This window comes from Kitasatospora sp. NRRL B-11411 (assembly GCF_000721345.1).
GTDB lineage: Bacteria > Actinomycetota > Actinomycetes > Streptomycetales > Streptomycetaceae > Kitasatospora > Kitasatospora cineracea.
On sequence record NZ_JOGH01000070.1, the window covers coordinates 10995 to 34225 of the forward strand.

The 23231-nt window shown below is 76.6% G+C and carries 23 protein-coding genes and 1 pseudogene; 6 read left to right on the plus strand and 18 right to left on the minus strand.

Translation table 11 applies throughout. The features are described from left to right. Positions 1–41: 41 nt before the first annotated feature. The 3 genes from IH44_RS0126080 to IH44_RS0126090 are packed head-to-tail and all read right to left on the minus strand — an operon-like array spanning position 42 to position 3486. Positions 42–932 carry an SDR family oxidoreductase gene (locus IH44_RS0126080; RefSeq protein WP_030462165.1) on the minus strand — a complete coding sequence of 297 codons (891 nt, stop codon included), beginning with the start codon at positions 930–932 and terminating at the stop codon, positions 42–44. Next, entirely contained in the window at positions 929–1939 is a 1011-nt protein-coding gene (locus tag IH44_RS0126085; RefSeq protein WP_030462166.1) for an alpha/beta fold hydrolase, read from the minus strand. The genes IH44_RS0126080 and IH44_RS0126085 overlap by 4 nt, the downstream gene beginning before the upstream one ends. Continuing rightward, positions 1936–3486 carry an NAD(P)/FAD-dependent oxidoreductase gene (locus IH44_RS0126090; protein ID WP_035956421.1) on the minus strand — a complete coding sequence of 517 codons (1551 nt, stop codon included), beginning with the start codon at positions 3484–3486 and terminating at the stop codon, positions 1936–1938. Before IH44_RS0126090 ends, IH44_RS0126085 begins: the two co-directional genes overlap by 4 nt. Positions 3487–3664: 178 nt before the next feature. On the opposite strand from IH44_RS0126090, the gene IH44_RS0126095 reads away from it, so the two are divergent. Together IH44_RS0126095 and IH44_RS0126100 are read left to right on the plus strand one after the other, a co-directional pair. Beyond that, entirely contained in the window at positions 3665–4414 is a 750-nt protein-coding gene (locus IH44_RS0126095) for a MerR family transcriptional regulator (protein ID WP_369794999.1), read from the plus strand. A gap of 103 nt (positions 4415–4517) precedes the next feature. Then, positions 4518–5318, plus strand: coding sequence for an inositol monophosphatase family protein (locus IH44_RS0126100; protein ID WP_035956423.1), 801 nt, complete (start codon positions 4518–4520; stop codon positions 5316–5318). A gap of 33 nt (positions 5319–5351) precedes the next feature. Here IH44_RS0126100 and IH44_RS0126105 read toward each other — a convergent pair whose 3' ends face one another. From IH44_RS0126105 to IH44_RS0126115, 3 genes are read right to left on the minus strand one after another with little or no spacing between them, the layout of a single operon-like run. After that, a complete protein-coding gene (locus IH44_RS0126105; protein WP_030462170.1) occupies positions 5352–6077 on the minus strand; it encodes a hypothetical protein in 726 nt (241 codons plus the stop codon). Between the two features lie 9 nt (positions 6078–6086). Next, complete coding sequence (locus tag IH44_RS0126110; protein ID WP_051817322.1) at positions 6087–7598, minus strand: aminotransferase class I/II-fold pyridoxal phosphate-dependent enzyme; 1512 nt, start codon at positions 7596–7598, stop codon at positions 6087–6089. Positions 7599–7648: 50 nt separating this feature from the next. Further along, the gene (locus IH44_RS0126115) at positions 7649–9025 is read right to left on the minus strand and encodes a diaminobutyrate--2-oxoglutarate transaminase family protein (RefSeq protein WP_030462172.1); all 1377 of its coding nucleotides are present in this window, start codon (positions 9023–9025) and stop codon (positions 7649–7651) included. A gap of 259 nt (positions 9026–9284) precedes the next feature. Between IH44_RS0126115 and IH44_RS0126120 the strand changes: the two genes are divergently transcribed. Then, positions 9285–9911, plus strand: a complete 627-nt coding sequence (locus tag IH44_RS0126120; RefSeq protein WP_030462173.1) for a class I SAM-dependent methyltransferase — start codon at positions 9285–9287, stop codon at positions 9909–9911. Between the two features lie 52 nt (positions 9912–9963). Here IH44_RS0126120 and IH44_RS0126125 read toward each other — a convergent pair whose 3' ends face one another. Both IH44_RS0126125 and IH44_RS0126130 read right to left on the minus strand, forming a co-directional pair. After that, positions 9964–10668 (minus strand): response regulator, encoded by a 705-nt coding sequence (locus IH44_RS0126125; RefSeq protein ID WP_030462174.1) that lies wholly within the window; start codon positions 10666–10668, stop codon positions 9964–9966. After that, positions 10665–12332, minus strand: a complete 1668-nt coding sequence (locus IH44_RS0126130; protein ID WP_051817323.1) for an ATP-binding protein — start codon at positions 12330–12332, stop codon at positions 10665–10667. Before IH44_RS0126130 ends, IH44_RS0126125 begins: the two co-directional genes overlap by 4 nt. A 247-nt stretch (positions 12333–12579) precedes the next feature. Between IH44_RS0126130 and IH44_RS0126135 the strand changes: the two genes are divergently transcribed. Further along, on the plus strand, positions 12580–13971 hold the full coding sequence (locus IH44_RS0126135) for a cation:dicarboxylate symporter family transporter (RefSeq protein WP_030462176.1): 1392 nt from the start codon (positions 12580–12582) through the stop codon (positions 13969–13971). A gap of 55 nt (positions 13972–14026) precedes the next feature. On the opposite strand, the gene IH44_RS0126140 is transcribed toward IH44_RS0126135, so the two are convergent. From IH44_RS0126140 to IH44_RS43060, 4 genes are all read right to left on the minus strand, one after another. After that, on the minus strand, positions 14027–14452 hold the full coding sequence (locus IH44_RS0126140) for a hypothetical protein (protein ID WP_157852464.1): 426 nt from the start codon (positions 14450–14452) through the stop codon (positions 14027–14029). A gap of 100 nt (positions 14453–14552) precedes the next feature. Further along, entirely contained in the window at positions 14553–15521 is a 969-nt protein-coding gene (locus IH44_RS0126145; protein WP_030462178.1) for a hypothetical protein, read from the minus strand. 58 nt (positions 15522–15579) lie between these two features. Next, on the minus strand, positions 15580–16284 hold the full coding sequence (locus IH44_RS0126150; RefSeq protein WP_030462179.1) for a response regulator transcription factor: 705 nt from the start codon (positions 16282–16284) through the stop codon (positions 15580–15582). After that, positions 16281–17435, minus strand: a complete 1155-nt coding sequence (locus tag IH44_RS43060; protein WP_051817324.1) for a sensor histidine kinase — start codon at positions 17433–17435, stop codon at positions 16281–16283. The genes IH44_RS0126150 and IH44_RS43060 overlap by 4 nt, the downstream gene beginning before the upstream one ends. 202 nt (positions 17436–17637) lie before the next feature. Between IH44_RS43060 and IH44_RS0126160 the strand changes: the two genes are divergently transcribed. Then, positions 17638–18348, plus strand: a complete 711-nt coding sequence (locus tag IH44_RS0126160) for a DUF2306 domain-containing protein (RefSeq protein ID WP_051817325.1) — start codon at positions 17638–17640, stop codon at positions 18346–18348. A 155-nt stretch (positions 18349–18503) separates the two neighbouring features. Here IH44_RS0126160 and IH44_RS0126165 read toward each other — a convergent pair whose 3' ends face one another. Together IH44_RS0126165 and IH44_RS0126170 are read right to left on the minus strand one after the other, a co-directional pair. Continuing rightward, complete coding sequence (locus IH44_RS0126165) at positions 18504–19379, minus strand: alpha/beta fold hydrolase (protein WP_030462182.1); 876 nt, start codon at positions 19377–19379, stop codon at positions 18504–18506. A 210-nt stretch (positions 19380–19589) separates the two neighbouring features. Next, positions 19590–20756: an MFS transporter gene (locus IH44_RS0126170; RefSeq protein ID WP_051817326.1), complete on the minus strand. Its 1167-nt coding sequence runs from the start codon at positions 20754–20756 to the stop codon at positions 19590–19592. 215 nt (positions 20757–20971) lie between these two features. On the opposite strand from IH44_RS0126170, the gene IH44_RS41440 reads away from it, so the two are divergent. After that, on the plus strand, positions 20972–21361 hold the full coding sequence (locus tag IH44_RS41440; RefSeq protein ID WP_035956425.1) for a hypothetical protein: 390 nt from the start codon (positions 20972–20974) through the stop codon (positions 21359–21361). 28 nt (positions 21362–21389) lie between these two features. On the opposite strand, the gene IH44_RS0126180 is transcribed toward IH44_RS41440, so the two are convergent. The 4 genes and pseudogenes from IH44_RS0126180 to IH44_RS0126195 all read right to left on the minus strand — a co-directional run. Beyond that, entirely contained in the window at positions 21390–21983 is a 594-nt protein-coding gene (locus IH44_RS0126180) for an ATP/GTP-binding protein (protein WP_030462184.1), read from the minus strand. Beyond that, positions 21964–22389 (minus strand): DUF742 domain-containing protein, encoded by a 426-nt coding sequence (locus IH44_RS0126185; protein ID WP_227480715.1) that lies wholly within the window; start codon positions 22387–22389, stop codon positions 21964–21966. Before IH44_RS0126185 ends, IH44_RS0126180 begins: the two co-directional genes overlap by 20 nt. A 59-nt stretch (positions 22390–22448) precedes the next feature. After that, on the minus strand, positions 22449–22850 hold the full coding sequence (locus tag IH44_RS0126190; protein WP_030462186.1) for a roadblock/LC7 domain-containing protein: 402 nt from the start codon (positions 22848–22850) through the stop codon (positions 22449–22451). Beyond that, positions 22847–23231, minus strand: a pseudogene (locus IH44_RS0126195) (histidine kinase); the annotation flags it as partial. The pseudogene IH44_RS0126195 and the gene IH44_RS0126190, both read right to left, overlap by 4 nt.

The following is a 23231-nucleotide window of genomic DNA, read 5'->3' on the forward strand; positions in this document are numbered from 1 at the left end:
CCCTCCAGGGCCGACGGTCCGTCCGGTCTCGCAGCGCCGGGTCAGGCCGGCCGGCCCTCCCGGGCCGCCTGGTCCGCCTGCCCGCCCGCGCCGACCGGGCCCAGCCGGGTCGCGGCGGTGGCCTTCAACTCGGGCGCCAGCCGGGCCACGTCGCGGGAGCCGACCAGCGCGATCAGGCCGGGCAGGAAGCCGCGGACCGGCTGCATGCCGCGCAGCCAGGCCTGCGCGTAGACGTGCGCGGAGCGGCGGGCCAGCCCGGCCACCAGGCGGTCGACGGCGGGGCCGATCGGGTAGGTCTTGTTGGCGGGCCAGGGCAGCTTGGCCCGCATCTGCCGCAGCACGGCGTCCTGGTCGGCGCCCCGGACCATGTCGGTGTCGGTCCAGCTCAGGTAGCCGACGCCGACCTTGACGCCCTGGTGGGCGACCTCGGCGCGCAGCGCGTGCGCGAAGGACTCGACGCCCGCCTTGGAGGCGCAGTACGCGGACATCAGCGGGGCCGGGGTCAGCGCGGCCAGCGAGGCGATCTGCAGCAGGTAGCCGCGGCTCTCGGCGAGCGCGGGCAGGAAGGCCCGGGCGGTGGCGACCGAGCCGAGCAGGTTGACCTCGACCACCCGGGTCCAGGCCCGGTGGTCGCTGTCCTGCATCGGGCCGCCGAGCGCGATGCCCGCGTTGGCGACCACGGCGTCGATCCGCCCGTACCGGTCCTTGATCCGGTTCGCGGTCTCGGTGAGCGCGTCCAGGTCGGTGACGTCGGCCTCCCAGGCGGAGGCGTGCTCGCCGCACTGGGCGGCGACCGCCTTCAGCTCGGCGGGCTCCAGGCCGACCAGCGCGACCTTGGCGCCGCGTTCGGAGAGCTTGCGGGCCATCAGCGCGCCGAGGCCGCGGGCGGCTCCGGTGATGACGACGACCTGCGAGGACAGCGGCGGGGTCATGCGGTCTCCTCCAGCGGTTCGGCGACGGCCCGCGGTTCGGCGGCGGTCGGGGGCTCTGCGGCGGTCGGGGGCTCTTCGGCGACCGACGGTTCGGCCGCTGACGGTCCGGCGGCCAGGGCGGCGACCCGGCGGATCTCGGCGGCGACCTCGGCGGGCCGTTCGACCGGGCTCATGTGGCCGGTGCCGGGCAGTTCCAGCAGGCCGCGCGGGTCGGCCAGGGCGGCGGCGATCCGGCGGGCGTGCACCGGCGGGGTGAGCTTGTCGTGGCTGCCCGCGATCACCGCGGTGGGGGCGGCGAGCCGGGCCAGGCCGTCGTGCACGTCGAGGGTGTCGAGCACGGTCGCCCAGCGGAAGCGGACCTGCGCCGGGCAGGCGTGCACCACCTGCGCGCACGCCTCGACCCGGTCGGCGGGGGTGGCCGGGCCCATGGTGGCGTACTTGAGGGCGGCCCGGGTGAGGCCGGTGACCGGGCCGAGCGGGAGCCGGGAGCGCAGGATCTGCCGGTGCAGGAAGCGGCGCAGGCCCCTGGCCCGGACGGCGGGCGGCAGCACGGTCAGTTCGGCGATCAGCTCGCCGGGGCCGGTGTTGACCAGCACGTTGGCGGCGGTGCGCCCGGCGACGGCGGGGCGCCCGCCGGCCGCCATGATGGTCATGCCGCCCATGCTGTGGCCGACCAGCACGGCGCGCCGCCCGTCGGGGACGGTCGCGGTGAGCACCGCCTCCAGGTCCTCGGCGAGCTTGGCGGTGGCGTACCCGTCGGCGCCCGCGGGGGCGGGGCTGCGGCCGTGGCCGCGCTGGTCGTAGGCGACGACCCGGAAGTCGGCGGCCAGCCGGTTGACCACCGGCGCCCAGAACGCGGTGGAGCAGGTCCAGCCGTGGGCGAGCACGACCAGCGGCGCGCCGTCGGACCCGTACTCCTCGACGTTGAGCTCGGCGCCGTCGGCGGAGCGGACGGTGCGCACGGCCGCCGGGTCGGGCAGCACGCAGTCGGCGGGGATGCGGCTCATGCGGACACGACCTCCACGGGCTCGGGGGCGGTTCGTTTGATCAGCTCGTACTCGGCGAGGTCGACGTGCCGGGTGGCGCGGCGGAAGGCGCTGGTGGAACCGGGCCACAGCACGGTGTTCTTCCCGCTCTCCTCCAGGTACCAGCTGCGGCAGCCGCCGGTGGTCCACACGGTGCGGCCCATCTTGTGCTGGAGCTCCAGGTTCCACTGGCGCTGGGCGCGCTCGGTGGGCTGCATGGCGGCGGCGCCGAGCGAGTCGAGGGTGGTGAGCGCGTCGATGAGGTAGTTCAGCTGGGACTCGATCATCAGGATCATCGAGCTGTTGCCGAGCCCGGTGTTCGGGCCGATCAGGAAGAACAGGTTCGGGAAGCCGCGCACGGTCGAGCCGCGCAGCGCCTCCATGCCGTCCTTCCAGCTCTCGGCCAGCGAGGTGCCGCCGATGCCGAAGACCCGCTCGGCGATCGGCAGGTCGGTGACGTGGAAGCCGGTGCCGAAGACGATCGCGTCGACCTCGTGCTCGCTGCCGTCCGCGCCGACCAGGGTCGAGCCGCGCAGCTCGCGCAGGCCGCCGGGGACCACCTCGGTGTTGGGGGCGGCGAGCGCCGGGTAGTAGGTGTTGCTGAGCAGGATCCGCTTGCAGCCGATCCGGTAGTCGGGGGTGAGGGTGGCGCGCAGCGCCGGGTCGGCGACGGCCTTGTGCAGGTGCCGCAGCGCGACCTGCTGGACCAGCTTCAGCAGCTGCGGGCGGCGGACGAACGCGTCGACCTGCAGCTCGCGCATGGCGAACAGCCCGGCCCGGCGCAGCAGTCCGGTCGGCGGGAGCTTGGCGTGCAGCCACTTCTCCGCGCCGCTCACCTCGCGGTCGGCGCGCGGCAGGACCCAGGCGGGGGTGCGCTGGAAGACCGTCAGGCGGCCGACGGCCGGCTGGATCGCCGGGATGATCTGGGCGGCGGAGGCGCCGGTGCCGACCACGGCGACGCGCTTGCCCGCCAGGTCGTAGTCGTGGTCCCAGCGGGAGGAGTGGAAGACCTTGCCGGGGAAGGCGTCCAGGCCGGGCAGGTCGGGGATCTGCGGGTCGGCGAGCGGTCCGGCGGCGGAGACCACGGCGTCGGCGGTCCAGCTGCCGGCCGCGGTGGTGACCCGCCAGCGGGTGTGCTCCTCCTCCCAGCGCAGCTCGGTGACCTCGGCGCCGAAGCGCAGGTGCGGGCGCAGGCCGAAGGTGTCGGCGATCCGCTCCAGGTAGGCGCGGATGTCGGGCTGGCCGGAGAACACCCGGGGCCACTCGGGGTTGGGCGCGAACGAGAACGAGTACAGGTGCGAGGGCACGTCGCAGGCGCAGCCCGGGTAGGAGTTGTCGCGCCAGGTGCCGCCGACCGAGTCCGCGCGCTCCAGGATCACGAAGTCGGTGATGCCGGCCCGGCGCAGGCGGACGCCGGCGCCGAGACCGCCGAAGCCGGAGCCGATGACGGCGGCCCGGACGTGCGGGACGGCCCGCTCCGACCCGGGGTCGGTACCGGGCGCGGGGGGCTTCTTGCTGCGGGCTGCCATGGGCGGGCCTCCTGGCGAGGGTGGGGGTGCGGGTGGCCGGCGGTGCTGCGGGAGGTGCAGCGCTGGATGCTGCCAGTAATCACTGGCGCGTTTGGCAGAGTAGCCCTTGTTGACACCGAGTGGAATAGCGCGGGACGTCGCTGTTTCCGTGCCGCCCGGCGGCCCTATGCTGACCGGCGTGGCGGAGATCGAACAGGACCACGAGCGGCCCCGCGCCTACCGCGTCGCCGAGCTCGCCGAGGCGGCCGGCGTCAGCGTGCGCACCGTCCGCTTCTACCGCGAGCGACGGCTGCTCCAGCCGCCCCGCAAGGAGGGCCGGATCGCCTGGTACGGCGAGGAGCACCTGGCCCGGCTGCGGCTGATCGCCGAACTGCTGGAGCGCGGCCACGCGCTGGGCGGCATCGCCGAGCTGATCGGCGCCGGCGAGGACGGCCGGGACGTCGCCGAACTGATCGGGCTACAGGCCGCGCTGGTGGCCCCCTGGTCGGACGAGACGCCCGTGCACCTGGGCTGGGACGAGCTGCGCGCGGCGTTCGGCGACCAGCTCACCGAGGCCAACACCGCCGAGTCCGTCGCCCAGGGCTACATCACCGTCCGCCCCGACGGCATCACCCACGTCAGCCGCCGCCTGATGGACGCCACCGTCGCGCTGGTCGACGAGGGCGTGCCGCTGGCCGCCGTGCTGGCCGTCAGCCGGCGGGCCGCCGAGTACGCGGACGCGATGGCCGACCTGTTCGTCGCCCTGATCCGCGACCAGTTGCTCGGCGCGCTCACCCGGGTCCAGGACCTCACCCCCGCCGAGGCGGCCCGGCTCACCGAGCTGATCCAGCGCGTCCGCCCGCTCGCCCGGGCCGTCAACGACGCCCAGTTCGGCCTCGCCATGGACCGCCGGGTGCGCGCCGAGTACGACGGCCTGACCGGCCCGTGAGCCGTCCCGGCGCCCCGGCGCCGTCCCGCACGTCACCTGCGCACCGTCCGCACCACCACGGCATGGGAGAGTGGGAGGCGGTGAAGGGAGCACGGGCGTGTTGATGGAGAAGGTCACCGAGATCCTCGTGGAGGCATCGGCGGAGGCGGTCGAGCCGAGGTTCCGGGCCCTGGCCGAGGGCGAGGTGATGGAGAAGGCCCCCGGTGAGATCGTCACCGTCGCCGACCGGGAGGCCGAGCGGATCATCGCCCGGCGCCTGCGCGAGCTGCTCCCGGTGCCCGTGGTCGGCGAGGAGGCCGTCGCCGCCGACCCGGACCTGGCCCTCGCCCTGGCGACCGAACCCGCCGCCTGGCTGGTCGACCCGGTCGACGGCACCCGCAACTTCGTCGCCGGCAGCCCGTCCTACGCGGTGATGGCCTCCCTGGTCCGCCGGGGCGAGACCGTCGCCGCCTGGATCTGGCAGCCCTGCACCCGCACCGCGTACACCGCCGAACTCGGCTCCGGCGCCTGGCGCGACGGTGAGCGGCTCGTCCTGGGGAGGGCCACCACCGCCCCCGAGAAGTGGACCGGCATCCTCAAGACCCGCTACTTCGCCCCGCCCACCGGTCACCGCCTGCTCGCCAACACCCTCGCCCTCGGCCCCCTCGACCCCGGCCGCGGCGCCGCCGGCATCGAGTACCCCCTGGTCGCCACCGGCGAGCACGACTTCCTGCTCTACTGGCGCACCCTCCCCTGGGACCACGCCCCCGGCTCCCTCCTGGTCACCGAGGCGGGCGGCCGCAGCGCCCGCTTCGACGGCACCCCCTACCGCCCCGAGGCCCCCGGCGGCCCCAACGGCCTCCTGGTCGCCACCGACCCCGACCAGTGGGAGACCCTCCGGGGGATCCTGCTGGAGGGCGTCTGATCCGCCCGGAGCCGGAGCCGCGGGGACGGTCCGTCAGGAAGCCGTCGGCTGCGGGCTCATCGCCCGCTCGTACATCTTCTCCTCGGCCCGCTTGAGCAGGTCGGCGGCCTTCTTCCGGGACGCCTCCTCGGCCTTGTCGAGCGCGCCCGGGTAGTCCGCGGACATCCCCGCGCCCGCGCCGTAGTCGACCTCGACCGTCAGGCTCAGGTTCCCGTCGCAGACGCCCGACTTGAGGGTCAGCTGGTCGACCGGCCCGGGGATGGTGTCGGTGAGCGGGTGCCGGACCGACAGCCGGTAGGCCTCCTGGCCGAGCCCTCCGGGGTCGGTCGGCTCGTACGTGCGGGTCTCGTCCGGCTTGGGGCCGCCGATCGGGGACTTGGCGATGCCCTCCTCGACCTCCAGCCAGTGGCAGCCGTGGGCCTCCTTGAAGATCGTCGCGTCGACGGTGACCCGCCAGTCCTCCGTGTCCGGGCCGGCGTCGTAGCTGCAACTGAGCGTCGTGGAAGGGTCGCTCGGGATGCCCTCGCTGGTCACCGGTATGGAGTCCCGCAGTTTCCCGGGCAGGCCGGGGTCGCCCACCGCCGCGCAGAGGTCGGGGAGCAGGCGGTACCAGCCGACCTGTTTCGCCTTGCCGCCGCCACTGCCGCTGCTGCTGTCACCACCACTGCTGCCGCCGCCGGTGCAGGCGGTGAGGAACACGAGGCCGGCCGCCAGGAGGGCGGCCGGTCCGGTACGGGAGGTCAGGCTCCGACTCGTCACGGCGCCAGGCTAGTGCGGCGGCCGCGCGCGTTCACCGGTTTTGCGGTCCTTGCCCCCGTCGCGCGTACTCGCCCCGGCTTCGACCACCGCCCGTAGCAGGGCGGCCAGTTGCTCCTGCGTGGTGTGCGGGTTGAGCAGGGTGAGTTTGAGCCGGACCCGGCCCGGGCCGTGGCCGGGGAGTTCGGTGCGGCCGACGACGGCGCGGCCGGTGCGGAGCAGGTGGCGGCGGAGTTCGGCGTTGACCCGGTCGCTGTCGGCGGGGTCGGGGACGGCGTAGCGGAAGACCACGGTGGTCAGGACGGGATCGCAGTGGAGTTCCAACTCGGGTGCGGCGCGGACGAGTTGCGCTGCCTGCCGGGCGGCGAGGTGGCAGCGGTCGACCAGGGCGCCGAGGCCGTCGCGGCCCAGGACCCGCAGGGTGACGGCGAGTTTGAAGGCGTCGGGGCGGCGGGTGGTGCGCAGGGACTGGCCGAGCAGGCTGGGGTAGCCGGCGGCTTCGTCGTCGGCGGGGTTGAGGTAGACCGCGCGGCGGGCGAGCGAGGCGTAGGTGCGGGCTTCGCGGGCCAGGAAGACGCCGGTGGCGGCGGGTTGCCAGCCGAGTTTGTGCCAGTCGAGGGAGACCGAGTCGGCCCGGTCGAGGCCGGCGAGCAGCGGGGCGAGCCGTTCGGAGAGCAGCGCCCCGCCGCCGTAGGCCGCGTCGACGTGCAGCCAGGCGCCGTGGCGGGCGGCGAGGTCGGCGATCTCGGGGAGCGGGTCGATCGCGCCGGTGTCGGTGGTACCGGCGGTGGCGACCACCGCGATGGGGGTGGCGCCCTCCCAGCCCGCTTCGACGAAGGCGTCGGCCAGCGCGCCGGCGTCCATCCGCAGGTCGCGGTCGACGGGGACGGTGCGGACGGCGCGTTCGCCGAGGCCGAGCAGGGCGGCGGCGCGCTGGACGGAGAAGTGGGCGGCTTCGGAGGCCAGGATCCGGGGGCGGACGCCCGTCGGCAGGCCGTTCAGTTCGACGTCCGGGCCGAGGCGCTGGTCGCGGGCCAGCATTAGGCCCATCAGGTTGGACTCGGTGCCGCCGGTGGTGAGGACGCCGGCCGCCCGGGCGGGGTCGAAGCCGACCAACTCGGCCATCTCGGCGAGCAGTTCGCTCTCCAGGGCGGTGGCGGCGGGGGCCTGGTCCCAGGAGTCCTGGGACGGGTTGAGGGCGCTGACCGCGAGGTCGGCGGCGACCGCGACGGCCAGCGGCGGGCAGTGCAGGTGCGCGGCGCACGCCGGGTCGGCCGGGTCGGCCGCGCCGTGTGCCAGCAGTTCGGCCAGCCCTCCGAGCGCGGCCGGCCCGTGCGCGCCGGCGAGTGCTTCCCGCACCTGCGCGGCGAGTTGCTCCGGCGTCCCGGCCGGGATCGGCCCGCCGCGCCGGGCCGCGCCGGCCGCGAGCCCGGCCAGTACTTCGGCGACCAGCGGCCGCAGGGCCTCCGCTCCGGCGGCTCCGCCGGAGAGTGCGGCCGTTCCTTCCGGGTGCTGCCCGTCCATCGCCCCGCCCCTGGTCGATATCTGATCCGTCGTCATGTCTGTTTCCCTGCTCACTGGTTGCTGTTCACCGGCTGCCGTGCGGCGGACTCGACGGCGTCGCAGAGGCGGTCGAGGACGGCTTCGGCCTGCTCGTCGGTGATGGTGAGCGGGGGGAGCAGGCGCAGGACGGCGTCGTGGCGGCCGCCGAGTTCGACGATCAGGCCGCGGGCGAGGCAGGCTTCGCGGACCCGGACGGCGAAGGCGTGGTCGGCGGGGTGGGCGCCGCAGCTGTCGGGTTCGCCTTCGGGGTCGACGAGTTCGACGCCGAGCATCAGGCCGCGGCCGCGGACGTCGCCGATCTGCGGGAGGCGGTCGCGGGCGCCGTCGAGGCGGGCGGCGATCCGGGCGCCGACCGTCTCGGCGCGGGCGACCAGCCCGTTGGCGGCGATGTGGCGGAGGGTGGCGGCGCCGGCGGCCATGGCGAGGGTGTTGCCGCGGAAGGTGCCGGTGTGGGCGCCGGGCTGCCAGCCGTCGTACTCGTCGCGGTAGACCACGACGGCGAGCGGGAGGCTGCCGCCGATGGCCTTGGAGAGGACCATCGCGTCGGGTTCGATGCCGCTGTGCTCGACGGCCCACATCCGCCCGGTGCGGCCGACGCCGGTCTGCACCTCGTCGAGGATCAGCGGGATGCCGCGTTCGGCGGTGATCCGGCGCATCTCGCGCAGCCAGTCGTCGGGGGCGGGGACGACGCCGCCCTCGCCCTGGACGGCCTCCAGGATCATCGCGGCGGGCGGCAGCACGCCCCCGGAGGGGTCGTCGAGCAGGCGTTCGGTGTAGGCGGCGGCGAGCTGCGCGCCGCGGTCGCCGCCGACGCCGAACGGGCAGCGGTAGGCGTACGGGTAGGGCAGCCGGGTGACTTCGCCGCCGCTGGGCAGCGGGGCCTTGACGGCGGTGTTGCCGGTGACGGCGAGGGCCCCGGCGGTCATGCCGTGGTAGGCGCCGGTGAAGGCCAGGGCGCCGCGGCGACCGGTGGCGGTCTGCATGAGCTTGAGGGCGGCCTCGACGGCGTCGGTGCCGGCCGGGCCGCAGAAGTGGATCCGGGACCTGGCGGCGAACTTCTCCGGGAGGCTCTCCAGCAGGGCGGTGGTGAAGTCGTCCTTCTCGGCGGTGGCGAGGTCGAGCAGGTGCAGGGGGGCGCCGCTGTCGAGGGTGCGGCGGATCGCGTCGAGCACCACGGGGTGGTTGTGGCCGAGCGCGAGGGTGCCGGCGCCGGAGAGGCAGTCGAGGTAGCGGCGGCCGTCGGCGCCCTCGACCGTCATGCCGTTCGCGCGCACCGGGACGATCGGGAAGGACCGGGCGTAGGTGCGGGCGGCCGATTCGCGGATGCGCTGGCGGCGCAGGATCGCGTCGCCGGCCGGTGCGGCGGGGGTGCCGACGGTGAGGGTCACAGCAGGAGCTCCCTTGCGAAGTTAGGTAAGCCTAACTTTATCTCCGGGCGGTTCGGGGCGGACGCCACCGGGCCCGTTGATCACCCGTCCGGGTGAGCCCGCCGCCCCCGGATCACCCGTCCGGCCCCGGCACTCCCCCGCCCGGCCCCCTTCGGCTCCGCCCGGCGTCCCCGCCTCCCCCAACGAGCCGGACCGCCGCCGGTCACGGCCGCCGCCCGGCCCGTCCGGCCCGGGCACCCGCCCAAGTACCCTCCCCTCCATGGACACTTCGCCGACCCCGCGGTCCGCCGCCGCCCACTCCCGCGAACTGGCCGAGACCCGCGCCTTCTTCGCCGAACGCGCCGCCCGCTGGGACGGCAAGTACCCGGACGACAGCCCGCGCTACGCCGCCGCAATCGCCGACACCGGCCTGGCCCCGGGACAGTTCGTGATCGACGCGGGCTGCGGCACCGGCCGGGCGCTGCCGCTGCTGCGGGCCGCCGTCGGCCCGGCCGGCACCGTGCTGGGCGTCGACCTGACGCCCGAGATGCTCGAACGGGCCGCCGCCCACCGGGACGCGGCCGCGCTGCTGCTGGCCGACTGCACCCGGCTGCCGCTGCCCGACGCGGTCGCCGACCTGGTGTTCGGCGCGGGCCTGGTCTCGCACCTGCCCGGCCCGGCCGCCGGACTGCGCGAACTCGCCCGGGTCACCCGCCCCGGCGGCCGGCTCGCGCTCTTCCACCCGCTCGGCCGGGCCGCGCTGGCCGCCCGCAAGGGCCGCCCGCTCACCCCCGACGACCTGCGCGCCCGCGAGCACCTCTTCCCGCTGCTGGCCGCCAACGGCTGGGCCCCGCTCTCCTACACCGACGAGCCGGACCGCTACCTGGTGCTCGCCGAGCGCAGCTGACACCGGTCACCCCGGCCACCGTCCCGACCACCCAGGCCACCGCCCCGCCGGCTCAGTCGCCGCTCCACCGGTAGCCCAGCTCGGGGCGGCCGACCTGGCCGTAGCGCGGCTCGCGGGTGGCGTGGCCGGTGCCGACCAGGTGCTCCAGGTAGCGGCGGGCGGTGATCCGGGAGACGCCGGTGGCCTCGCCGGCCGCACCCGCCGAGAGGCCGTCGGGGGCGGCGCGCAGCGCGGCGGCCAGGGTGTCGAGGGTGTCGGCGGACAGGCCCTTGGGGAGGCTGCTGCGGTCGCTGCCGCGCAGCAGGGCGAGCGCCCGGTCCACCTCGTCCTGGCCGAGCGCCTGCCCGGGGCGGTCCAGGTTGGCCCGGTAGCGGGCGTACTGGCGCAGCCGGTCGCCGAGCGCGGCGGCGCCGAACGGCTTGAGCAGGTACTGGACGACGCCCGCGCTGACGGCCTGCCGGACCATGGCGAGGTCGCGGGCGGAGGTGACGGCGATGACGTCGGCGCCGTGCCCGGCGGCCCGCAGCGCGGCGCACAGGTGCAGGCCGTGGCCGTCGGGCAGGTAGAGGTCGAGCAGCACCAGGTCGACGGGGGCGCCCGCGGTGCGGGTGCGTTCGAGGGCGCGGACCGCCTCGGCCCGGGAGTGGGCGACGGCGGCGACGGTGAAGCCGGGGGTGCGGGCGACGTAGCGGGCGTGCGCGTCGGCGGCGACCGGGTCGTCCTCGACCACCAGGACGCGGATCGGCTCTCCGGTCACCGGGCACCCACCTCCGCGCGCTGCAGCGGCAGCCGGACGGTGAGCACCGCGCCGCGCCCGCCCCGGCCGTCCCCGTCGCCGTCGCCTTCTCCGCCGCCGTCGCCGTCGCCGCCGAGCCGGACCTCGCCGCCGTTGCGGCGGGCGGTCTGGGCGACCAGGGCGAGGCCGAGGCCGCGGCCGTGCTGCTTGGTGGTCCAGCCGCGCCGGAAGACGTCCTCGGCGGCGGCCGGGTCGACGCCGGGGCCGGTGTCGGCGACCCGCAGCAGCAGGTGGCCGTCGTCGGTGCGGGCGGTGACGTGGACCTCGGGGGCGGCGTGGGCGGCGTTCTCGATGGCGGCGTCCATGGCGTTGTCGATCAGGTTGCCGAGCAGGGTGACCAGGTCGCGCGGGGTGAGCCGGTCGGGCAGCACGCCGTCGTCGATCCGGCTGTCCGCGGTGAGGTGGAGGTCGACGCCGCGTTCGGCGGCCTGGGCGGCCTTGCCGAGCAGCAGGGCGGCGAGCACGGGTTCGCCGACGGCGCCGACCACCTGGTCGGTGAGCCGCTGGGCGAGGGCGAGTTCGGCGGTGGCGAACTCCACCGCCTCCTGGTGGCGGCCGAGTTCGATCAGCGAGACCACCGCGTGCAGCCGGTTGGCGGCCTCGTGGGCCTGCGCGTCGAGGGCCGCGGCGATGCCCTTGACGTTGTCCAACTCGCCGGTGAGGCCCTGGAGTTCGGTGTGGTCGCGGAGGGTGACCACGGTACCGAGGCCGGGCCCGACCGGGGAGGTGTTGAGCAGTACGACGTGCTCGGCGGTCAGGTGCACCTCGTCCCGGACCGGTGCGGCGCTCTCCAGCGCGCGGGTGAGCGACTCCGGCAGGCCGAGCTGACGCACCGTCAGGCCGTCGACCCCGCCGGCCGGTTGGAGGAGCCGGCGGGCGGCGTCGTTGCACAGCAGCACCCGGTGCTCGCGGTCGAGCAGCAGCAGGCCCTCGCGGACCGAGTGCAGCGTCGCCTGGTGGTAGTCGTACAGGTGGGCGAGCTGTTCGGCGTCCATGCCGTGGGTGTGCCGGCGCAGCCGGGCGGCGAGCAGGTAGCTGGCGGCGGCGCCGAGGGCGAGCGCGCTGCCGGCCACGCCGATCAGGGCGAGCAGCGGGGTGCGCAGCCGGGCGGTGATGTTGTCGACGGTGATGCCGGCGCTGACCAGGGCGACCACCCGGTGCTGCCCGTCCAGGACGGGGGTGACCACCCGGACGGACGGGCCGAGGGTGCCGGTGTACGTCTCGTGCTGGGTGCGGCCGGCCCGGGCCTGGTCGGTGTGGCCGAGGAAGGGGCGGCCGATCCGGGCCGGGTCGGGGTGGGTCCAGCGGGTGCCGTCGGGGTCCATCACGGTGATGAAGTCGACGCCGGTGTCGGCCCGGACCTGCTCGGCGTACGGCTGCAGGACGGTGCTGTGGTCGGGCCGGGCGGCGGCCTCCCGGACGGTGGGGGTGTCGGCGACGGCGAGGGCGACGGCGGTGGCCTGCCGGAGCGCGGCGTCCTCGGCGCGCTGGGCGGTGAACAGGTAGGCCAGGACGGCGCCGCCCGCGACCACGGCCGCGACGATCACGACCTGCACGGCGAGCAGCCGGCCGGCCAGGCTGCGCCGGCGGCGGGGTGGCGGCGGCGGGCTGCTGGTCGGGTGCATGCCGACCAGTGTGCACTCCGGGGGGCGGTGCGCCGAAGGCCGGGGAGCGGCGCGGGCCCGGCGGGCCCTGGCAGGCCGGGCACCGCGGGCGCGGCGGGCGGGCGGGCGGGCACCGCGTGAACGCTATGAACGCAAGCGTGCCCCGGTCGCGGTGCGGCCGGATAGTCGTGCGCGGCCCGCCACCCACGGGCCCGGCGCCCTTCCCCCCGGGGGCGCCCACCGAGCCTACGGCGAAGGAGCCGCACGCATGCAGCCGACCCAGCACGAGACGCCGCCCCGGTCGGCCCGGGCCGACCGCACCCACTACCTGTACCTGGCGGTGATCGCCGCGGTGGTCGCGGGCGTGGTGGTCGGGTTGGCCGCGCCCGGGTTCGCGGTGGAGCTGAAGCCGGTGGGCACCGGGTTCGTCAACCTGATCAAGATGATGATCTCCCCGGTGATCTTCTGCACCATCGTGCTGGGCGTCGGCTCGGTGACCAAGGCGGCGAAGGTCGGCCGGGTCGGCGGCCTGGCGCTCGGCTACTTCCTGCTGACCTCGACGGTCGCGCTGGGCATCGGCCTGCTGGTGGGCAACCTGCTGGAGCCCGGCAGCGGGCTGCACCTGACCGCGGCGCTGGCCAAGTCCGGCCACGCGCAGGCCGCGGCGGGCGCGGAGTCCACCACCGAGTTCCTGCTCGGGATCATCCCGACCACCCTGGTGTCGGCGCTGACCGCGGGCCAGGTGCTGCAGACCCTGCTGGTGGCGCTGCTGGTCGGCTTCGCGCTGCAGGCGATGGGCGCGGCCGGGGCGCCGGTGCTGCGCGGCGTGGAGCACCTGCAGAAACTGGTGTTCAAGGTGATGTCGATGATCATGTGGGTGGCGCCGGTCGGCGCGTTCGGCGCGATGGCGGCGGTGGTCGGGGCGACCGGCACGGCCGCGCTGAAGAGCCTCGCGGTGATCATGATCGGCTTCTACGTCACCTGCGTGCTGTTCGTGGTCGTGGTGCTGGGCCTGCTGCTGCGGCTGGCCGCCGGGGTGAACGTGTTCGCCCTGCTGCGCTACCTCGGCCGGGAGTTCCTGCTGATCCTGTCCACCTCCTCCTCGGAGAGCGCGCTGCCCCGGCTGATCGCCAAGATGGAGCACCTCGGGGTGAGCCGCCCGGTGGTCGGCATCACGGTGCCCACCGGCTACAGCTTCAACCTGGACGGCACCGCGATCTACCTCACCATGGCGTCGATCTTCGTCTCCGAGGCGATGGACAAGCCGATGTCGCTGGGCGAGCAGCTCTCGCTGCTGCTGTTCATGGTGCTCGCCTCCAAGGGCGCGGCGGGCGTGACCGGCGCGGGCCTGGCCACCCTGGCCGGCGGCCTGCAGTCGCACAAGCCGGCCCTGGTCGACGGCGTCGGCCTGATCGTCGGCATCGACCGCTTCATGTCCGAGGCCCGCGCGCTCACCAACTTCGCGGGCAACGCGGTCGCCACCGTCCTGATCGGCCACTGGACGGGCGAGCTCGACCGCACCCGGCTGACCGCCGTCCTCTCCGGCGCGCTCCCCTACGACGAGAGCGCCACCGCGGAGCCCGGCGCCGCCGACCTGCCCGCCCAGCCCGGCGCCCCGGCCGCGGAGCAGCCCGCCGGGACCGCCGGGACCGCCAAGTAGCCCGCCGGGAGCGCCAAGTAGCCTGCCGGGAGCGCCGAGCGGCCCGCCGGGAGCGTCACCGGTTCCTGAGCCACGCGAAGTACGGCGGGCCGAACGGCCAGCGCGGCATCGGCTCGCAGTCCGGCTCCACCCCCGCCGGGACGTCCGCCAGGCCGCCCATGCCGTACGCGTACAGCGCGCCGAGCCCGTACCCGGCCAGCAGCAGCACCGGCCACAGCCACCAGGCGCTGCCGGTCCGGCGGGCCAGCGGGGCGGCGAGCAGCAGCATCAGGGCCACGCAGATGCCCATCAGCACCGTCTTGGTGAGCAGCCGGCCCGGCAGCGCCTCGTGGTCCTGCACCAGGCACCAGTGCCAGGCGTCGTCCGAGGTGCCGCTCCCGCGGAGCGCCGCCCAGATGCCGGCGCACACCGTCAGCGGCACCCAGGCGCAGCCGTTCGCCGGGGTGCGCCAACCCCGCCAGGACCGTATCCCCGTACCCATCGGACCTCCGCTCGTGTGGTGATCAACAACCTCCACGCGGGCGGGGGTTCGGCGGTTCCGGGAGCGGGTGCGGGTGCGGGTGCCGGCTGGGCGGGCCGGGTCAGGCGGGTTCGGGGGTGGTGCCGGAGAGGGCCCAGGCGAGGCCGGTGGCGGGGTCCTCGAGGGCGAGGTGGAGGTGGCGGAGGTCGTCGGCGGGTTCGGTCCAGGCGAGGCAGTGCAGGCGGGCGACCAGGGCTTCGGCACGGGGGCGGGAGGGGGTGGCGGCGCCGTCCATCGCGGTGAGCAGCTGCCAGACGGCGAGCCGCCCCTGGGCGGTGCCGCGGTCGGGGCGGGCGGAGGCGAGGTGGACCAGGGCGGGGTAGAGGGCGGCGAACGGGAGCCGGCCGCCGGTGACCTCGGGGCCGCCGGCCAGTTGGGCGGCGGCGTCGGCGGCGCGGCCGCGGACGCAGACGGCGGTGGTCCAGTCGGCCAGTGCGGCGAGTGCGGCGGTGGCCGGGAGGCCGGTCAACCGGCTGCCGGGGTTGGGGAGTTCGAGGACGGCGAGCCCTTCGCGGGTGGGCGGGGCGAGGTGCAGGGCGCGCCGGGCGCCGCCGCCGGGCAGGTACTCGCGGACCCGGGTGTCGCGCTCCCAGCCGCCCTCCTCCCAGGGCTGCAGCCGGTACGGCACCCCGGTCGGGTCGAGGGCGTCGGCGCCGGGGTCCTCGCCGAGCAGGGCGCGGGTGTGGGCGGCGAGCCGGCGGATCGGGGGCGGCAGCGGGAGGGCGTCCAGGACGGCCCGGGGGTGGCGGGTGGCGAGCACCTCCCAGAGCGGTCCGGCGTCGTGGTCGGCGGCGGTCGCGGGGGCGCCGGGCCCGCCGTCCGGGTCGAACAGCCGGGCGGCGAGGGCGGCGGGCGCGCCGTACGCGAGCAGGTGGCCGAGCGGGCCGGAGAGCGGGTCGCCGAGGGCCCTGGCGAGCCGGAAGCGTTCCAGCAGTTCGTCCCACCGGCCCTGTTCGGCGAGCCGCCGCCCGGAGGGGCCCCACCCGTAGCGCTCCGGCCGCCCGACCCCCGGCCCGTTCTCCACGATCATCCGGTCAATGTACGACCGTACCGGCGCGTTCCCCTGACACCCCGTCAGTGGCGGAGTGTCACGGAAGGCCGGGCCCGGCCGGCCGGTACGGCTGCGGGCCCATCAGCCCGTGCCGGTAGGCGGCGGCCACCGCCTGCGAGCGGTCGCGCGCGCCGAGCTTGCCGAGGATCCGTTTGACGTGCGTCTTCACGGTGGACTCGGCGAGGTGCAGGAGCGCGGCGATCTCCTCGTTGGGGTGCCCGTCGGCGGCCAGCCGCAGCACCTCCCGCTCACGGGCGGTGAGCGCCGCCAGCGGGCCGCCGGCGTCCGGCGGCGGCTGCGGGGCGGGGGCGGCCAGCAGGTGGCCGAGCAGGTCCCGGGTGACGGCCGGGTCGAGGACGGCCTCGCCCGCGGCGACGGCGTGCACCGCGTCGATCAGCCGCTCCGGCGAGGCCCGCTTGAGCAGGAACCCGGCCGCCCCGGCCCGCAGCGCGCCCCACACGTACTCGTCGTGCCGGAAGGTGGTCAGCACCAGCACCCGCACGCCCGTCCCGGCCAGCCGCCGGGTCGCCTCGATGCCGTCGCAGCCGGGCATCCGGACGTCCATCAGGACCACGTCGGGCCGCAGGGCGCGGGCGAGTTCGACGGCCCGCAGCCCGTCCTCGGCCCGGGCGACCACCTCGATCCGGTCGGCGGTCCCCAGCACCACGGCGAGCCCGGCGCACAGCAGCGGGTCGTCGTCGGCGATCAGCACCCGGACCGGACCGGCGGTCGGGGCGCTCACCGCTGCGGCCCGGCGGGGAGGGTGACCCGGACCAGGAAGCCGCCGTCCGGGCCCGGCCCGTGCTCGGCGCTGCCGTGCAGGCGGGCGGCGCGCTCGGCGATGCCGGTCAGGCCGCGGCCGGGGCGGTGGCCGGGCGGCGGGCCGGAGCCGTCGTCGGCGACCTCCACCACGGTGGCGCCGCCCTGCCGCACCACCCGGACGGCGGCGCGCCCGGCGCCGGAGTGCCGCAGCGCGTTGGTCAGCGCCTCCTGGACCACCCGGTAGGCGCAGCGGTCCTGTTCGGCGGGCAGCGGCGGGGTGTCGCGGTGCAGGTCGACGGCCAGCCCGGCCCGGCCCATCCGCTCGGCCAGGTAAGGGAGTTGGTCGAGGCCCGGCTCGACGGGCGGTGCGCCGTCCGGGAGTTGGGGCGGGGCGCCGCGCAACAGGCCCAGCACCCGGTCGAGTTCGCCGAGCGCGTCGTTGCCGGTCCGCTCGACCTCCAGCAGCAGTTCGCGGCTGCGCCCGGGGGTGCGGTCGAGCAGCCGCCGGGCGGCGCCGGCCTGCACCAGCATCAGGTTCAGCGAGTGGCCGAGCAGGTCGTGCACCTCGCGGGCGATCCTGGTCCGCTCCTCGGCGAGCAACTCGGCCCGGGCCCGCCGCCGTTCGACCGCCTGCGCGGCCAGCCGGCGCGCTTCCGTCCAGCCGTACGTCCACACCGCCAGCCACAGCGCGAGGAGGCCCACCGGCATCACCACCTCGACGTCCTGCCCGGCGAAGTACCCCGCCACTCCCGCCACCACCAGCGGCGGCCCCCACCCGGCCCGGCCGCGGCCCCCGTACCGGCCCGCGGCGTACGCGCCCAGCAGGTTGGCGTACGGCGAGACCGGGCTCGGCGAGACCAGCTGCGCCTCGGCGGTCAGCGCCAGCGTCGCCACCAGGTAGGCGGCCATCGGGGCGCGGCGGCGCAGGGCCACCGGGAGGGCCAGCAGGACGGTCAGGGCCAGCGCGACCGGCATCCGGTCGCCGATCCGGGCCGCCGCCCCCAGCCGTTCGACCAGCATCGCCGCGCCCAGCACGACGGCGGGCGCGGCGTCCGCGAGCGGGGCCGGGAGCCGGTCCAGCCAGCGGGCGAGCACGGGGAGTCCGAGCCGGTCGGCGGCGGTGAGCAGCATCGTGCGGTGTCCTCGGTGCTGGTGGGCGGGTACCGGGCCGAACCCCCGGCGGCCGGGCAGAACCTACCCGAACCGGCCCGCCCCCGACCCCGGCGTCCACCGCTCTCGGGGACGGAGCAGGGTCGCTACCCCCGCTGGGGTACGCCGGCCGCCCCCGCCGGGGGGACGCCGCGGGCCGCGGCCGCTCCGTAGCGTCCCCGGCATGACACCCCACCGCCCCGCCCCGGCCGAACCGGCCACCCCGGCCGAACGGCCCACGTCCACCGAACTGCCCACGTCCGCCGAGCGGCCGCGCGCCCTGCACCGGGCCGGCCGGACCGCCGTCGCCGTCCTCGCGCTGCTCGTCGCCGCCGTCTCCGCCCGCTACTTCACCCTCGACCCCGACACCTTCCTCGCCGACCAGCGCACCGTCTACCTCGCCCACCTCGCCCCGCTGCTGCTGCACATCGGCGGCGGCGTCACCGCGCTCGTCGCCGGCCTGCCCCAGTTCCTCCCCGGCCTGCGCGCCCGCCGCCCCGTCGTGCACCGCTGGACCGGCCGCCTCTACGTCCTGGCCGCCACCGCGACCGGCCTCGGCGGCCTGCTGATCGCCCCGCACGGCCTCCACCCGCCCCTCGCCCCGCTCGGCTTCACCGCCCTCGCCCTGCTCACCCTCACCGCCACCGCCCTCGGCCTGCACCACGCCCGCCACGGCCGCGTCCCCGCCCACCGCCGCTGGATGCTCCGCTCCTACGCCCTGATGTTCACCGCCGTCACCTTCCGCCTCTGGCTCCTCCTGCTCTCCCCCACCCCCCTCTCCCCCGCCACCGTCTACACCTCCGGCGCCTGGGCCTCCTGGCTCCTCAACCTGGCCGCCGCCGAACGCCTGCTGCGCCGCCGCCCCAGGGAAGTTGAACGCGTCCAGTTCAGCTGACGGGGTGTCTCTGCCCCCACGCGCGGGCCCGGAACGGGAGACTCCCGGTGGCAGGCGGACGCGACCGGCAGGGCGGGGTGGGGCTGTTCTTCTCCGGCGACCCCGACACCGGGCACGCCCGTGTGCTGACGCGCGCGGTGTCGGGGTCGTGGCCGTCAGGGCCGGTCGAGGGCGAGCATGGCCGCGGCGACTTCGGGGGCGGCCGGGGACGGGAGGGCGGTCGCGGCGGCGTCCAGGACCAGGAGGCGGGCGCCGGGGATCTCGCGGGCCAGGGCCTCGCCGTTGCCGAGCGGGAAGAAGCGGTCGTGGCGGCCGTGGACGACCAGGGCGGGAAGGTCGAGCGCGGGGAGGCGTTCGCGCCAGCGGGGGGTGCAGTCGAGGCGGGCGAAGACCGTGCCCAGCTGGTTGGCCAGGTGGACGGGGGCGGCCGCGCCGGCGGGGGTGCGGTCCCAGATCCGGGCGGCGGTGGCGCGGGCGGCGGCGGGGTCGTCGCCGCGGATCTCCGCGCCGCCCGCCGCGAACTCCGCGACCGCCGCGCGGTCGGTCCAGTCCGGCTGCGGACGGGCGAACAGCCGCTTCACGGTCGGGCCGTGGTGGTCGGGCAGGTCGCCGTCGACCGGGCCGGGGGCGACCGGGCGGGTGCCGACCAGGGTCAGCGCCGAGAACGCGCCGGGGTGCTCCAGCGCGGCCACCTGCGCGACCATCCCGCCGACCCCGACACCCGCCAGGTGCACCCGGCTCCCGCCGAGCGTCCCGGCCAGGGCCGCCGCGTCGGCGGCGAGGGTGCGCAGCGTGTAGGCGGGCGCCGCCGGATCGGCCGTCGCCGACTCCCCGCTGTCCCGCAGGTCGTAGCGCAGCACCCGGCGCCCGCCCGCCGCCAGGCGCTCGCACAGCGCATCGGGCCAGGAGAGCATCGTCGGCGCCCCCACCAGCAGCACCGGCGGCGCACCGCCGCCGTCACCGCCGTCGCTGCCGCCGTCGCCGAACACCTCGACGCCGAGCCGCGCCCCGTTCACCTCGACGGTACTCATCGGGCCACCTCGGCGAAGTCGCGGGCTGGCCGGGACGCCCCGACGGCGCACCGGTCCCGGCCCGGGCTGTCAGTGATGATGCGGTTCATACCAGGTCGGACGGAGCCCGCCGCCGCAACTCATCGCCCGCGCGGCGAGGAGTTCCGGCGGTGGGCCCCGCACCCAGCAGGTGACGACCGCCACCGGCACGCCCCTTCACGCCGGAAAGAACTACGCCCGCCGCCGCACCGCGAGGGCGGCCAGGGGCGGGGTCGCGGTCAGGAGCAGGCAGGTGGTGAGGGGGAGGTGGCCGAGGAGGGTGCCGGTGAGGGCGGTGGCGGTGGAACTTCCGGCGTTGAAGGAGGAGTTGACCCAGGCTCCGGCGCGGGTGCGCTCGGTGGGGGCGGCGAGTTCGTCGGTGAGGAGGTAGGCGGTGGTGAGGGTCGGGGCGACGGCGAGGCCGGCCAGGGCGGCGACGGCGGTCAGGGCCGGGAGGGCGGGGGCGAGGGCGGTGAGGGCGAGGGCGGCGGTGAGGGCCGCGGTCAGGACGGTGAGGCGGGTGGCGGCGGGGGGGCGCCAGTCGGCGGCGCCGAGGAGGAGCCCGCCGGTCGCACTGCCCGCGGCGAGGGCCGCCTCGACCCAGGCGACGTCGGCGGGGTTGCCGTGGCGTCCGGCGAAGACCACCGCGAGCAGCGAGAACGCGGCCAGGCCCGCCCCGGCGCCCGCGGCGGCGGCGAGCGGCTGGCGGGCCCGGCCGAGCAGGTGCCGGGTGCCGGTGCGGGCCGGCGGGGCGGCCGTCCCGGTGGCGGCCACCGGGCGGGCGACGGCGGCCAGGGCGAGCGTCCCGCCGAGGGCGAGGGCGGCGCTGAGCAGGATTCCGGCAGCCGGGCGGGCCGCGGCGGCGAGCAGGCCGGCCAGCAACGGGCCGGTGACGTACAGGAGTTCCTCGGCGACGGTGTCCAGGCTGTAGGCCCGGCGGCGCAGTTCGGGGTCGGCGGCCAGGACGCTCCACTGGGCCCGGGTGACCGGTCCGAGCGGCGGGGCGAGGGTGCCCGCGGCGGCGGCGAGGGCCAGCAGCACCGGGTAGGGGGTGCCGGGGCGCCAGGTGGCGGCGGCCAGGGCGAGCAGGACGGCCGCGTACCCGGCGGCCATCGGGGGCAGGGTGCGGCGCGGGCCGTACCGGTCGACCAGTCCGGCGCGGGTCGGGAAGAGCAGCACGCTGACCGCCGAGAACAGGGCCGTCAGCCAGCCGGCCCGCGGGTAGGAGCCGGTGCCGGCGGCGGTGGCGAGCAGCAGGGAGAGCGGGAGGGTGCCGTAGGAGAGGCGGCCGAGCAGGGCGGCCGGGAGCAGCCGGGCGGCGCCGGGGGCGCGCAGCACGGCGAGGTAGGACGCGGACACGGTGGGGTGGTTCCTCAACGGGAGTGGCGCGCGCGGCGCGCCGGTGGACGGGGACGCCGGAGCGACCGCGGCGCCGGGTGCGGCGGGCGGTCGCGGTGCGGGGTCCTAGTCGCGGGTGGGGAACACGCCGGTCATGCTACTCAACTCGGAGCCGGGCGGGCGGGCAGACAGCGGGCGGCGGGCGGGTGCGGCGGGGTTGCTGGCATCCTTCCGCCATGAGCCCCGACACCGAGCACTGGCAGCGCTGGATCGAGCCGCTGCTGGCCTTCCTCGCCGCCGACCCGTCCGACCAGTCGGCGTGGTCCCGCGCGCACCGGGTGCGGACGGCCGCGGTCGCCGAGGAGGCCGGGTTCGGGTTCCGGCTCGCGGCGGGGATGGCGGACCGGGGGGCCTTCGAACCCGCGGCCCTGCGGGACATGGCGGAGATCGGACGGCGCTGCGACGAGGCGGCCCGCGGCGGCCCCGGCCACTGGGCGGACGCACTGGCGGCCGATCCCGGCTGGGACGAGGTCCGGGTCCTGGCCCGTCGGGTCCTGGTCGGACGCCTCGGCACCTGGGACCGGCCGCTGCCGCGGCGGGTGCTCCCGCCGGAGGTGTACGGCTGAGGCCCGCCCGGGGCGGGCGGTGGGTGCGTCAGCTGCGGGCCTGGGCCAGGACCCGGGCCGCGTGCACCTTCCCGGCGTGTTCGACCAGGCTGATCAGGACGTCCTTGCCGGAGGCCCGGGCGCGGGCGTCGCAGGGCACCACGGGGGTGGCGGGGTCGAGGTCGAGGGCCCGGGAGACGTCCTCGGGGCGGAAGGCGCGGCTGCCCTCGAAGTGGTTGACGGCGACCACGAAGGGGATGCCGCGGTGCTCGAAGAAGTCGACGGCGGGGAAGCAGTCGGTGAGGCGGCGGGTGTCGGCGAGGACGACGGCGCCGAGGGCGCCCTGGGCGAGTTCGTCCCAGAGGAACCAGAACCGGTCCTGGCCTGGGGTGCCGAACAGGTAGACGGACAGGCCGTCGCGGATGGTGATCCGGCCGAAGTCCATGGCGACGGTGGTGGTGGTCTTGCGTTCCACCCCGCCGAGGTCGTCGACGTGGGTGCCGGCGGCGGTCAACTGCTCCTCGGTGCGCAGGGGTTTGATCTCGCTGACGGCCCCGACCAGGGTGGTCTTGCCGACGCCGAAGCCGCCGGCGACCAGGATCTTCAGGGCCAGGTCGGCGCTGTCAGAGGGCGCGGAGCCCATGGATGACCTCCTGGAGGATGTGTTCGTGCGGGAGCAGCGCCGGCGGGACGGGGCGGCTGACCCGGATGTGTTCGGCGTCGAGGAGGTCGCCGAGCAGGACCCGGACCACGCCGAGCGGCAGGTCGAGGTCGGCGGCGATCTCGGCGACGGACAGCGCGTTGCCCCGGCAGATCTCCAGGATGGCGGTCTGCTCGGGGCCGACCGGCAGCACGGTCGGGTCGGGGACGTCGGTGACGACCAGCGCGATCAGGTCGAAGGGCTGTCCGGGGCGGGTGCGGCCCTTGGTGAGCGCGTAGGGGCGGACCATCGGCCCGGCGTCCTCGTCGTACCACTGGACGGGGCGGTCGGGCGGCGGCGGGTAGCCGAACGGGGTGCCGGGCAGGTACTCCCGGGGCGGGTAGGCCATCGGCCAACTCCCCTCCTTCTCCTGGGCTTTCGGGCCGGACGGTGGGCGCGCGGCCTCGGTCAGTAGCCGCGCGGGGCGGCGTGCAGGTGTTCGCCGACCCGGCGGACCAGGCGGGCCATCTCGTAGGCGACCAGGCCGAGGTCGGCGTCGGGTTCGGCGAAGACGGCCAGGCAGGAGCCCTGTCCGGCGGCGGCGACGAACAGGTAGCCGCGTTCCAGTTCGACCATGGTCTGGCGGACCTCGCCCGCCTCGAAGTGGCGCCCGGCGCCCTTGGCCAGGCTGTGGAAGCCGGAGGCGACGGCGGCCAGGTGTTCGGCGTCCTCGCGGCCGAGGCCGGTGGAGTTGCCCATCGGCAGCCCGTCGGCGGAGAGCATGACGGCGAACCTGACCCGGGCCGTCCGGGTGGTCAACTCGTCGAGGAGCCAGTTGAGTTCGCCGCTCTGGCGGGTGGTGCCGATCATCGGTAGCGCTCTCCTCTGTCGAAGTCGCCGCGGTCGGTGGCGGGGCGGTCGGTGGCGGGGCGGTCGAAGTCGCCGACGCCGGCGGCGGGGTGGTCGGTGGCCGGGTGGGCGTGGCCGCGCTGCCAGCCGCGCTGGAAGGCGGTCATCGCGGTGCGGGCCTGTTCGGGGTCGCGGTCGGCGGGTCCGGCGGGGCGCAGCCCGGGGCGGGGCGGCTGCGGGGTGTCGCGCAGCTGCGGGGCGAGGCTGGCCTGCCGCACCCGGCGCGGGAGTTCGTCGTCCTGCCCGGCGGGGACGGCCGGCGAGGGCAGCGCCTGCACGGGCGGGCGCGGCGGCACCCCGGCGGCGGGCGGGCGCGGCGGCACCCCGGCGGCGGGCGGGCGC